The organism is Novipirellula galeiformis (assembly GCF_007860095.1).
Classification (GTDB): domain Bacteria; phylum Planctomycetota; class Planctomycetia; order Pirellulales; family Pirellulaceae; genus Novipirellula; species Novipirellula galeiformis.
The window spans coordinates 282450-294594 of record NZ_SJPT01000003.1 but is presented as its reverse complement, the minus strand read 5'-3'; the positions used below and the strand labels follow the sequence as shown (position 1 = coordinate 294594).

The 12145-nt window shown below is 53.7% G+C and carries 8 protein-coding genes; 3 read left to right on the top strand and 5 right to left on the bottom strand.

What is annotated here, in order from left to right:
• Positions 1-44: 44 nt before the first annotated feature.
• Positions 45-302, bottom strand: coding sequence for a hypothetical protein (locus Pla52o_RS09295; RefSeq protein WP_146594336.1), 258 nt, complete (start codon positions 300-302; stop codon positions 45-47).
• Positions 303-491: 189 nt separating this feature from the next.
• Between Pla52o_RS09295 and Pla52o_RS09290 the strand changes: the two genes are divergently transcribed.
• The 3 genes from Pla52o_RS09290 (at position 492) to Pla52o_RS09280 (ending at position 6107) form a co-directional block, all read left to right on the top strand.
• Complete coding sequence (locus Pla52o_RS09290) at positions 492-2099, top strand: DUF1559 domain-containing protein (RefSeq protein WP_146594335.1); 1608 nt, start codon at positions 492-494, stop codon at positions 2097-2099.
• Positions 2100-2296: 197 nt separating this feature from the next.
• Positions 2297-3172 carry a hypothetical protein gene (locus Pla52o_RS09285; RefSeq protein ID WP_146594334.1) on the top strand — a complete coding sequence of 292 codons (876 nt, stop codon included), beginning with the start codon at positions 2297-2299 and terminating at the stop codon, positions 3170-3172.
• Positions 3173-4757: 1585 nt separating this feature from the next.
• A complete protein-coding gene (locus Pla52o_RS09280; RefSeq protein WP_146594333.1) occupies positions 4758-6107 on the top strand; it encodes an HNH endonuclease signature motif containing protein in 1350 nt (449 codons plus the stop codon).
• Positions 6108-6200: 93 nt separating this feature from the next.
• On the opposite strand, the gene Pla52o_RS09275 is transcribed toward Pla52o_RS09280, so the two are convergent.
• The 4 genes from Pla52o_RS09275 to Pla52o_RS09250 form a co-directional block, all read right to left on the bottom strand.
• On the bottom strand, positions 6201-6980 hold the full coding sequence (locus Pla52o_RS09275; RefSeq protein WP_146594332.1) for an SDR family NAD(P)-dependent oxidoreductase: 780 nt from the start codon (positions 6978-6980) through the stop codon (positions 6201-6203).
• Positions 6981-7932: 952 nt separating this feature from the next.
• A complete protein-coding gene (locus tag Pla52o_RS09265) occupies positions 7933-8337 on the bottom strand; it encodes a GxxExxY protein (RefSeq protein ID WP_146594331.1) in 405 nt (134 codons plus the stop codon).
• Between the two features lie 887 nt (positions 8338-9224).
• Positions 9225-11072: a hypothetical protein gene (locus tag Pla52o_RS09255; protein WP_146594330.1), complete on the bottom strand. Its 1848-nt coding sequence runs from the start codon at positions 11070-11072 to the stop codon at positions 9225-9227.
• Entirely contained in the window at positions 11069-11986 is a 918-nt protein-coding gene (locus Pla52o_RS09250; protein WP_231612213.1) for a hypothetical protein, read from the bottom strand. The genes Pla52o_RS09255 and Pla52o_RS09250 overlap by 4 nt, the downstream gene beginning before the upstream one ends.
• Between the last annotated feature and the right edge of the window lie 159 nt (positions 11987-12145).

Genomic DNA, 12145 nt, shown 5'->3' with positions numbered 1-12145 from the left:
CGCTCGATGAGGCTGCGGCCCAATGCGCGTCATGCGTCGGTCGCTTAACGGCGTTTCGATTGTAGCGTATAACGCGCAAACGCAATCAGACCCGCGAACTTGTACTCGGCGTCCACATAATGCTCGATTACATAAAAGGCGAAATAGTAGAATCGACAAAACGCCCAAATCGAAATCCCCAGCAAAACGGCGACTTGTAAACTTGCCGCCTGGGCGATCAACATGGCCGACGCGAGCACCCCGACTAGCAGGAACAAAATCCCCTTCGCCCAGATCACTTTCGGGTTTTTTAAATCAGCCATCGTTCAGGTCCTGAGGTTCGTCGGGCCACAAATTGGTCTGCCCTGTATCTTAATGCGTGGAAACTCCTTCGGTTTCGCTAGATTCTGCAATCGATTGCAACAAACCCACGGGGGGATCTGGCATAATGATCACCGTGTACCGAAGTCGTAGTATATCGCCCAGCTTTGTCCTAACGTTCGGAGTGAATCATGTTTCGCAATCAGCTCTATTTACCCCTGCTCGTCATGCTGATGAGTGGTGTTGTTGCCAACATCGGGCGTGCGGAGGACGGGGCGGGATTTTCGAGCCAATATCTCCCGGACGATGCGATTGCCGCCGTCTTTGTTCCTGTGGAATCGATCCTTAGCGATCCCGGTATGGAAATGTTTCCCATCGAGATTGTTCAGGCACAACTGAAAGAGAACGTGGGCATCGACCCGCTGCACATTTCGAAGGTGAAGCTCGTCGTAGGTTTCCCTGGACCCGCCGGACCGCAATTTGGCGCGGTGATCGAGTTGTCCCAGGACTATGACATTGGCGACTTGAACGAAAAATTACTTCGTTCAACCGAACCGCAAGAGATCGAGGGGCTCTCGGTGTTTCCGTTCGATGGTCCTCCGGGAACCGTGCTTTATCGCAAGGACGCGAGAACGTGGATCGTGGCAATGGGCGGTTATCTAAAGCAGGTGGTGGACGCCAACGGCGAAGCGGGGCCATTGCCCAAGCTGGTTTCTAGCCTCCAACCACAAAAAGGAGTGACCGCCGTCGCGGTGTTGCAGAGCATTCGTCCGATGGTCAGCGGGATCCTCCGTCAAAATGCAGACCAAATGCCCCAAGAAATTCGCGAGCTAACCGAGGTCGCTGAATTAACCGACGCTTTGATTCTGAACGTGGACTATCAACTCGGCGGCGGCAAGGTGAGTCTCGCTGCGATGGCTCGTGACGATGCCGCGGCCACCGAACTCGATCGCATCTTGAACGACGCGATCGACTATGGACGCGATACCGTGATGAATCTCGTGAGTGCGCAAAGTTCGGGAGGCACGGAAGTGGACAAAGCCACGGCCAAGTATGCCGCCCGGATTGCGGCCAAGGTCACCGAATCACTGCGGCCTCAGAAATCCGGTCATCGCGTCAGCGTTCAACTTGAAAGCAACTTTGCGACCACGGGAGTCTTGGTGGGATTGTTGCTGCCCGCAGTCCAAGCGGCTCGCGAAGCGGCACGCCGAATGTCGGCCAGCAACGGCATGAAGCAAATCGCTTTGGCGATGCACAACCATCACGCCGCCTTCGGTTCACTTCCGGACCGCGCGATTCGCGACGCCGATGGGAAACCGTTGTTGAGTTGGCGAGTGAAACTCCTGCCGTTTATCGACGAGCAAGGTTTGTACAGTCAGTTCCACTTGGACGAACCTTGGGACAGTGAGCACAACTTGAAACTGCTTCCGCTGATGCCGCAAAACTATGTCGACCCAAGTGTTCCTGCCGAACCGGGGTACACCGTGTTCCAATTGCCCGTCGGCGCGGAGACTCTTTTTCCCGAGCAAGGCGAACGCAAGTTTCGAGACGTGCTCGATGGCTTGTCTAACACGATCATGGCCGTGGAAACCAATCGCTCCCTGGCCGTTCCATGGACCAAGCCAGCCGATATCGAGATCGATATCAACAATCCGCTGCCCCAGTTAGGCAATACGCATCCAGGTGGCTTTCACGTGTTGATGGCCGATGGAGTGGTTCGGTTTGTTACGACAGACATCGTGCCTGAAACCCTGAAAGCCCTCTTCACTTACCAAGGCAATGAAGTCGTCCAGTTTTAGGCGAGTGAAGTATAGTAAGGAACATCGTGGATCAACTGCTCAACTTGTCTACCTCCGATTAGCGTAAATTAGTGTCGATTAGTGGTTCAAACCCAAGACTACTCATCTGCACGCATCACCACTCATTACTGCGACTGATCGAGGGCGGATGCTTGGTGGGTGGCACGAATTGACTCTCTATCAAATCGGTCCTGCGCATGGATATCTTCGATTCGTTTCCTACCACGGGAACGTTGATCTTATTAGGGCTTCCTCTGCTCTATTTGTTTGGAACTCCGCTTCTGATCCTCGCGACGTTTCGCGCCGAAGCGTTCCCAACCATTGAGCCGGTCCCACCGGACGAGCCGCTACCGGAGGTGGTCCGCCAGCGTTTTTTCGAAGTCCATGAATCACTGACTCGTTTGGGATTTAGCAACGAGGGGACGTTCTTTCTGCCGCAAGCGGTCGCGAACGTCAAAAGTTTGATCGTGGTCTTCATCAATCGCGCTGAGGCGACGGGCGCCGTTTCCGCGGTGGTGTATGCCGATCAAAATGGCAGTTGGAGTTTGCAAGAAAGTTTTACGGAGTTCTGTACGCGGTTTGATGATGACAGCGAGATTAACACCGGTAACCAGAACACGCTTGGAGCGTTTCCTATCCCATCAAGCTATTTGTCGACACAGCATCCTCGGATTCGGGACGTCGAGGATTTGTTCGCGGCTCATCAAGCAATCCAGCGACATCACGCGTTGCGACGTCGGCCGCTGAATCGACTCGATGAGCAATTTGGTGGCGACGTCGCCGCCTACATCTCAGCAGGGATGACTGCCGAATTTGAATATGCCAAAGCATGCGGCTATTTGCGATACCTTGGTGGCGATCACGATGGGGTCACCGCAGCAATGAAAGATTCGCCCTATCGTCCATCCCCCCCGTTCAATAAACCGCAATACGGGGCAACCTTCGTTGGCGCTTATTTGATGGCGTGGAAACAGCTTTGGCCCATGAAGCCATTTTTTAGTCGAGCACGCTACCGCCGCGATCGTCAATTGCTAGAGGAAGCGGGCTTCAAGCTGCCCAGCAATTACCTTTGAGGTTGCGTGTTTGTCTTTAGAGGCAAAGCCCCGGAAGTTTACCTCGTACATTTTCAAAAATGTCATCGGATTCAAACCGTAGCTGCGTTCGCAAGAACGCGGTCCACCATTGGGCGACACTCGCTACCTCAAAATTGAAAATGTTCTCGAGCAGCTTGTCATTGCCTACAACTTCAGTCGCGATAGCGACGACCGCACGTGAGCATGATTTGCTGACGTCGCTATCGCGACGCGCACGCCGTGTGTTTCGATTTCCCCACAGCTTACGCCCTCTTTATCTAATGCATCGTCACAACGAATGGTTTTCGCCCCGATCCCGTTAGCGATTGAGGACATTAGCCGTAGGTGAGCGAAACGCCACATGCGGAAAGTCGAGAGTGCGAAATCGCTTTCGACCCTGACGGGGGCGTAGCCCGGTTGTCTGTGACCCCTTCAGGGTCAATGTCAGAGGTTGGATTAGTTTTCCGGTGGTGTTCGCTACGCTCAAACCACCGGCTAATTTCTAAAATCCCTCTCGGGTTTGGGCTAAAAAGAAGTGTTAGATAAAGAGGGCTTACGCCGAAAGCTACGCCGTGGTGTCGCTATCGCTACTAAGGCAAAGAGGGGCGATGTTTGGAGGAATGACTCGCATTGACTTTTTCACTTTCTCGTTAGCTTCAGTAGCAATTCGTTGCATTGTGTTGCCGGGCCGTGTATAAACCACCCACAGGTGGTTTTGTCATTTCTCGAGGTACGTCAATGTTGCGAGAAGCAAAAGTACAGTCCTGTTCTTTTGACATTCCTCAAAAGCTTTGTGAGGGGTTGAATGCGTTACATGAAGCATTCAGGTATGCGCATGATGTAGGGAGTGAACCGTGGGATTTTGCGGTTTCGATGCATCGACTTGAACAGCTTGGATTCAATCCCAGCGACATTCGGTGGTTGACGCTCAAGGGATGGGGCAAGCATGCACGCGAGGTCACAGTCCAAGGGGATGATGGCCGCCAGTTCCGTCCCACAGGCAACCTTACGTTTTGTGAATGCACCTGCGTTGTTTTAACGGATTTTGGTGCGAGATTGATTGGCACCCGCCCCACCGAGCCACCGCATCGGTTAGGCGGGATCACCATACCCGATGCAAATGGGCGATGGGATCCGAAAGACACGCCTGATTGGGATCCTCAGTCGCGACGGCTCTCGTTCAGCGGTGCATTAGTGAAGCGGTTCAAATGGCCCGCTGCTAACCAAGAAACGGTTCTCGGTGCGTTTCAAGAAGAGAGTTGGCCTGAACGAATCGACGATCCACTCTATCCTCAGCCAAACCAGGATCCCAAGCGACGTTTGTCAGACACGATCAAGTGTCTAAACAGAAAACAAATAAACGGACTGATTCACTTTCGAGGAGACGGAACCGGCCAGGGCGTTACCTGGGAGCACTGCAGCAGGGATACCGGTCAGCCGAATTCCTGGCCCTCCACGTCGAACCCAGTGGCCTGCTCCCCAAAAAACAGAGCCGATCGTTGAGTGACAAAGAGGGGATTGGTGGGCGTCTCTGTACCCGCCGGCTTGGTGTCATTATCACAGTTGAAAGCGTGGGAGATCGAAGATGGTAAAGAACTTCTTGAAACGTATACAGAAGTCTGTCGTTGACGCCTACGACCCTGATCGTGATGAAAGGGTGAAATCAATTGCTGCTCAATTTTTCCTCGGCCTCAAGACTCAACGCCAACAGTTCAGTCTTGAGAAACAGATCGCACGTTTCGATGTTACCAATTCGGATATCCGGAAAGCGACTAAGTTAGCTTTCCGGCAGTTATTACAAAACATTTGGAAAGACGGAGTCGTTTCTGAAAAGGAGAAAGAAACGGTGCAGTGGGTCGTAAGAGCATTAGAACTGTCCGACAAAGATGCACTTGCACTTCAGCGAGAATACGCAGTGGAGCAGTTTCGCACATCGCTGGCACATGCAATGGATGATGGGGTTTTGTCGGATGATGAGTACCTTCATTTGGAACACGTAGCGTCGGTCGTAGGCTCTACCGCATCCAGGATCGCAAGAGAGTACTTTGAGTCAGAAGGTGAGAGTTTTATTCGAGCAATGTTTTTATCAGCAACGGAGAGTGGTGAACTCACACGCGAAGAATGGCAGACGCTAGTGCAAACCAGTATGCGATTCGGATTCTCTGAAAGAGAGTTAAGTCGGCTCGTTCAAAGTCCTGCGAAACAGTTTGTCGAACATGTTCTTGCAGATGCGAAGGCTGACGCAATTTTAACGGATGAGGAACGAGAACAGATTGAATCCTTGCTAGAAATGTTGAGTTTGGACGACGACTTTTGCACTTACGTTCGCCGTCAGATGAATGAATTTGTAATGTTGTGTAACATTTCACAGGGACGATTGCCTACTCTCGATGTACCTAAATCGTTTGAAATACGTTCAGGAGAAATTGTTCACGCGTACGCCGGTGCTGACCTAGTCGTTACAAAAGTTCATAAGTCAGGTCCAGTACAGGTCGTACATCAAGGGGCACTGCTCTTGCTAGATAGCCGAGCTGTGTTTCAGAGCGCAACTCACGCTCAGTCAGTAAACTTGAGGAAGATCATCGGCTTGGGGGGGGATGCAAGGCAGATCAACTTTCAGTTGAATGGTAAGCCCGTTTGGACATTGCGACTGCATCGTAGTAACCCGTGGTTCCTTTTGATTTTTCGTAAGGCGGTTGAACTCGCCAACCAGACAGCGACACGTACCAGCGACATGGCGACTTCACGACATATACCACGTGACGTTCGGCAACGAGTATGGCAGCGATATGGTGGACAATGTGCCGACTGCGGTGCCCGAGATTATTTGGAATTCGATCACATTATCCCCGTCGCCAAGGGTGGAAGTAACATGGACTCGAACATTCAGCTGCTTTGTAGAAGATGCAATCTAAAAAAGTCTGATCACATTTGATTCCAACGCATTGTGTTTTTATAGCTATTCCACAGCGTGCATGCCCATCGGGGCAAGAGGGTTAAAGACGACAACCTGCCGTGCCCTTGGACGCTACCTTGCTGTCCAGCCACCGTCGACGGTCAGCATGCTGCCAGTCATGTAGCTGGCCGCCGGGCTGGCGAGAAATATCGCCGCGCCTTGGATTTCAGACATCTCGCCCCAACGCTCCAACGCCGTCGCTCCGACGATGAATCGCTTCGTCTCTTCGCTCTCCGAAATCGGCAAATTCATCGGCGTCAGAAAAGGCCCAGGGCAAATGGCGTTGACCGTGATTTTGCTGCGAGCAAGTTCCAACCCCAGAGCTCGGGTCATCTGGACGACCGCCCCTTTGCTAGTCGCATACGGTGTGCGGTTCGCTAAACCGACCAATCCCAGCGTGCTGGCCATGTTGATGATTCGCCCGTACTGGGCTTCTTTCATCACAGCCGAAACGTGTTTGCAACACAGCCACATCGCATCGACGTTGATGCGTTGCACTTTACGGAAATCGTCCAGCGAGAGCTCTTCGATCGCTCCGCGAATGTTGATGCCGGCGTTGTTGATGAGGATGTCGATCCGTCCGAATTCTGCTCGACAGCGAGCCACCATCGCCACGACCTGTTCTTCACTGGACACGTCCGCCGCCATCCCAATCGCTTTGACGGGGTATTCATCCACGATCGCTGCCGCAGCGGCATTCGCTTCGTCTTCATTGCGGCTGACCAGCATCAGATTTGCGCCGGCCGAGGCCAGTCCCGCTGCCATCGCTTCGCCGAGACCCTTGGATCCTCCGGTGACGATCGCTACGTGATCGTTCATTTGAAACTGAGAAATGCCTGGCCATCGAGTCATTTTGGGTTTTCCTGAGCAGGGTTTCAGAAGCCTGCGTCGACGCTGGATGATTGATCGAGCTGTGTTCCAACCGTCAACACCGAGACCACGAAGCACGGCACGACGACTAAGCCCAGGTTGGGCCACGCCGATATTCATGATAAGCAAATCTTCTCAAGATGTTTAATCGACGGTCGAGTTTCGAGCGGAGGGAAGTTTTGAACCGGAGGAAACGGAGAGAACTGAGAAGGGCTGTTACGACAATACAGGATCACTTGGGCATGCCGTCCGTTCTATTCTGTTTAGAAAGTCTCGGGCCTTTGTCACGATGGACTTCGATCGCGGCACCGATGATTGTTTCGGTCAGACCGGAGGCTTTCTCAAGCAGAGGATGTTTGGTGGACGGTGAAGGTCAATGCTGGTGATGTGTTGACAGGAGGGAACATAGGACACGGAGAGAACTGGTGAATGCTTAGCCCGCTCTCATTTTGAATCTCTGTTTCCTCCGTTCTCTCCTGTTCAAAAAGTCCGAGGCCTTTTGTCTCGGTGAACTTCGATCGCGGCATCGATGATTGTTTCGGTCAGGCCGGAGGCTTTCTCAAGCAGAGGATGTTTGGGAGACGGTGAAGGTCAATGCTGGTGATTTGTTAACAGGAGGGAACAGAGGAATCGGAGGTAGCTGATCGCGAATACTGAGCCCCCCTCACTCTTTGACTCTCTGTTTCCTCCGTTCTCTCCTGTTCAAAAAGTCCGACGCCTTCATCGCGATGAGCTTTGATCGTGGCACCGATGATTGTTTCGGTCAGGCCGGAGGCTTTCTCAAGCAGAGGATGTTTGGGGGACAGTGAAGGTCAATGCTGGTGATTTGTTAACAGGAGAGAACAGAGGAAACGGAGAGAACGCAATCGCGAATACTGAGCCCGCTCCCTCTTTAAATCTCTGTTTTCCTCCTGTGTTGAGCGTTCGTGCCAAGCTACACATCATTTGCGCCCGGCAGAATCAGACGACTAACGCCATCGACGAGTTTTATCTCATGGAAATTGACTACCAATCCAACAGGTACATCGAGCAGCTTCATGTAGCTGAGTAGTTTCGCTTTGTGGATCGGAACGACCTTTTCGACAGCTTTCCCTTCGATCAACAGGCAGTCTTCAACCAGGATGTCAAAACGTAGTGGTTCTTCGCGTACAAAACCTTTGTACTCAACGATGACGACCTTCTGACTGACACATGCGAGGCCTCGCAATTCAAGCTCTTTCAACAAACACCACTCATAGATCGATTCAATAAGTCCGGGCCCTTTGTCACGATGGACTTCGATCGCGGCACCGATGATTGTTTCGGTCAGGCCGGAAGCTTTCTCAAACAAAGGATGCATGGTGGACATTCAAGGTAAATGATGCTGGTGATGTGTTAACAGGAGGCAACAGAGGACACGGAGAGAGCGATCGCGAATGCTGAGCCGTCTCTCGTTTTGACTCTCTGTTTCCTCCGTTTCCTCCTGTTCAAAAAGTCCGACGCCTTCATCGCGATGAGCTTTGATCGTGGCACCGATGATTGTTTCGGGCAAACTGGAAGCATTTTCAAACAGAGGATGTTTGGTTGGCGGTGAAGGTAGATGCTGGTGATGTGTTGACAGGAGGGAACAGAGGACACGGAGAGAACTGGTGAATGCTTAGCTCGCTCTCGTTTTGACTCTCTGTTTCCTCCGTTTCCTCCTGTTCAAAAAGTCCGACGCCTTCATCGCGATGAACTTCTATCGCGGCACCGACGATCGATTCGGTCAGGCCGGAGGCTTTCTCAAGCAGAGGATGTTTGGGAGACGGTGAAGGTCAATGCTGGTGATTTGTTAACAGGCGGGAACAGAGGAATCGGAGGTAGCTGATCGCGAATACTGAGCCCCCCTCACTCTTTGACTCTCTGTTTCCTCCGTTCTCTCCTGTTCAAAAAGTCCGAGGCCTTCATCGCGATGAACTTCTATCGTGGCACGGATGATCGATTCGGGCAAATCGGAAGCTGTTTCAAACAGAGGAAGCTTGGCGGACGGTGAATTTCAATGCTGGTGATGTGTTGACAGGAGGGAACAGAGGACACGGAGAGAGCTGGTGAATGCTTAGCCCGCTCTTGTTTTGAATCTCTGTTTCCTCCTGTTCAAAAGTTCTCCGTGATTGCTGGCTCACTGCTTTTGGAAGACGACAAGCCGAAACGTCCGAGTTTCCCTGTAAGCGACGCCTTCGGCTGAGCGTTAAACGAGAGGAGCTCTGCCTACCGGCTTAGCCGGATGGTTTGCGGTTCGCTGCCAACCATGGCATCTTTCATCACCGTTGTATCGGCGGCGTCCTTGCCCGCTTTGACGATGAACGTCTTGCCCTTGGGGGCTCCCGGCGTGAACGTTTTTCCGGCTGCGCGAACCGTGTACAAAATCTCGCCAGTGTCGGCGTCGACCAGTTGGACGACGGGGTCTTGGATATCAAACGTCAACTCGCCGAGCCTGCCCCAAGACGGCGGGTTGTAGTTGTCAAACTGTGAGATTGTGCGTGGCCAGCCGGGATACTGCTGGGCCGCCGGATCGGTAACGTCGACATTCCGCGGCCAGCATTCCATGGTGATCTGGCGTGTCTTGGTATTCAGCCGCACGACTCCGTAACCAGCGGCCCGGGTGTTCAGCAGATTGCCGGCGGGTTTTTTCTCGGGGTTGGCTGCCGCGTAGTTGGTGACTTTGTTGGCGAAGCCATCGAGGTGGTCCCCGGTGTAGTCAGGGGCTCCGGCTTCGCGGTTCTTGCCGGGCTCGAGCGGTGCCCACCAGCGTAGATACAGGTTGGCAATCGACGGCACACAGAACGACCAAACGGCGTCGCGATGTTCATCAATGCCGTGATGAAAGATCGTTGCCAAGTGTTGGTCGCCAGCATAATGAAACGCGAACGCTCGGCGAAGCGACGCCAGGGCGTGGTTGCGTCCGGTTTGCGGCCAACCGTTGGAGTCCATGTCGGCATGCAAGCGGCCGTTGGCATCGCCATGAATGTGAGCGCCACCGCAAAAGATGGTTTGCGAGAGTGCAATTTTTATATCGGCATCGCGCCAATCTTGAGCCCATTGGTCGATGAATCTCAGCTGACGTTCCCCCATCAGGATCGCACCGGGAACATCCACACTCGAGGGGTCGTAGTCGGGGTTTCGAATGTGGTCTGGACGTGGTCCCTGCTTGGGAACTCGACCCGCCGGACCGGTTTTGAATTTGCGGTCTTCAAGAATCGCGAAGTCGACATTGCCCCAGTTCAAGTTGGTGTAATAGACGCCGATGCCTTGACCGATTTTGTGAGGGTCGGCAGGATCCGGCAGGTGGCTGGTTTGGGCCCGTTCGACTTCTTGGACATAGACGCCCGGTTGGGAGTAGCCACCATCGGCGGCACCCGAAAGCGTCGAGATCTTTCCACTCTCGCCCCAGAGGTTAGGCTGGCCAACGTCGTGATCGTCGGGCAGACAAATCGTGGGACGGTCCTTGATGATCGCGCCGAAGTCGCGACCGAACTTCAGCCACGCTGCATAGTGACGGTTGTGGTCGTAGACCTGGTCGCCGGAAAAGAACAGCACGTCGGCATCGATCTTGTTGACATTGTCGATGATATCTTGGCGAGAAATATCGCCGCCATGCACCGGGTGGATGGAGTTGCCGGTGAAGCCCGCGACAATTAGCTCGTCCTTGTCGACGGGGTTCTTGCGAATCGTGCCTTGATAAGTGGCTTCGCTGCCATGGGAGACGCGGTATTGGTACGTTTTGGAATCGTCCCAGTCGGCGACGCGGAAGGGGGCTGTCCAGCCCGGTTCGATGGCCGTTGTCTTGGCTACCTCGACCCATTGGCCGTCTTTCTCGATTTCCAGACGGACCGTTTTCGAGTCGCCCTCGGCAAGCGGATACAGCTGGGCGGTCAGTTTGAGTGTTTTGTCGTGGACGGTGTATAAGGCAAAACAGATGATGTCTTTGCTTTCGACTTCCGGGATCGTCAAGATCGCCCGGGCCCGATTGCGTTGACGATTTTGCTGAGCCTCCGCCGGCCCTGTGGTGAACAGAATGGCGACGCTAACGATTGCGAGATATGACGGAAACTTCATGAGGGTTCCTTGTCGGTTGAATTCGATACGGACTGCGGTTTTCGCCACAGCAAAAACAAGTATAGAGGAATCAGAAAGTGGGGGGCGCGAAGCACGGCTTCATGCAGGAATTGGTCGGCTCCCCAATAATTCAGACTCCAGGACATGCCGGCCACCGGACGGGCGATCGCGGTCAAAAATCCCCACCCGATGGCGTACAACGCACAGGCTCGGCGAACAGGCGGGATGAAGATGCCGACACAGACCAGCAAGTCGAGTGCACCGAAAATGCGAAGCAGCGTTCGAGCGGTTTCGTATTCGACATCCAGACCGACGCAGGTCATCGCGTAAAACGTGGCCGGCGTCGGCCAGAGGTCCAAGGCGTAGCTGCCGTGGCCGGCGAAGGTCGTGATCAACGCGACCATCGCGGTGACCAGGGTGGCGCGGTGGCGAACCCCCAAGGCAAGCGCCAAGACCAACAGCACGGGCATTAGCATCTGGCCTCCATGCTCGACAAACATCGGCGGTTGACGCAGGGCGGCTACGTATTTGGCATAGCTCAGCACGACCAGCAAGCCGCTGCCCGCGAGCAGGCCGGTCATTTGCAACCACGATCGCTTGACCACGATGAGCGTCAGCACGGTACAGACGAGGTACAACCAACCAATGCGGGCGAGCCACTTTTGCACAAAGCCATCGTCAGAGCCCGACCCGACAAACTCGTCCCAACTGATGCCCAAGCGGCTGGCAAACTCGTAGGTGGCATCCTGCCAAAGTAGGATGCCATAAGGTCCTTCCCAATAGAAATGAACCCAGGTCCAGCCGGCGAAACACAAAAATGCACCAAGCCGGATGACGAAGATTAGAACGCGATCGATTTTCGCTTCGTTCACGACAGGCACCCGCACAGCGCGATCGGGTCCATTGGCATTCATCACGACAGAACAACGTATAGCAACAATGTACAGCAACGACGGGGTCCGCCCCGTTCATCCGTATTTGGGTCATCTGTTATGGGAGGCGACCAATTCGCGGTGCTGTTGTGCACGGCCATTGTACACAGGATTGGCTGGACACGGGATTGGCTGCCGCTC

What these genes read in the sequence shown, in the direction of transcription:
- Pla52o_RS09280 (WP_146594333.1), top strand. Translation starts at nt 4,758, where the DNA reads ATGGTAAAGAACTTCTTGAAACGTATACAGAAGTCTGTCGTTGACGCC.
- Pla52o_RS09255 (WP_146594330.1), bottom strand. Translation starts at nt 11,072, where the DNA reads ATGAAGTTTCCGTCATATCTCGCAATCGTTAGCGTCGCCATTCTGTTC.
- Pla52o_RS09275 (WP_146594332.1), bottom strand. Translation starts at nt 6,980, where the DNA reads ATGACTCGATGGCCAGGCATTTCTCAGTTTCAAATGAACGATCACGTA.
- Pla52o_RS09250 (WP_231612213.1), bottom strand. Translation starts at nt 11,986, where the DNA reads ATGAATGCCAATGGACCCGATCGCGCTGTGCGGGTGCCTGTCGTGAAC.
- Pla52o_RS09265 (WP_146594331.1), bottom strand. Translation starts at nt 8,337, where the DNA reads ATGCATCCTTTGTTTGAGAAAGCTTCCGGCCTGACCGAAACAATCATC.
- Pla52o_RS09295 (WP_146594336.1), bottom strand. Translation starts at nt 302, where the DNA reads ATGGCTGATTTAAAAAACCCGAAAGTGATCTGGGCGAAGGGGATTTTG.
- Pla52o_RS09285 (WP_146594334.1), top strand. Translation starts at nt 2,297, where the DNA reads ATGGATATCTTCGATTCGTTTCCTACCACGGGAACGTTGATCTTATTA.
- Pla52o_RS09290 (WP_146594335.1), top strand. Translation starts at nt 492, where the DNA reads ATGTTTCGCAATCAGCTCTATTTACCCCTGCTCGTCATGCTGATGAGT.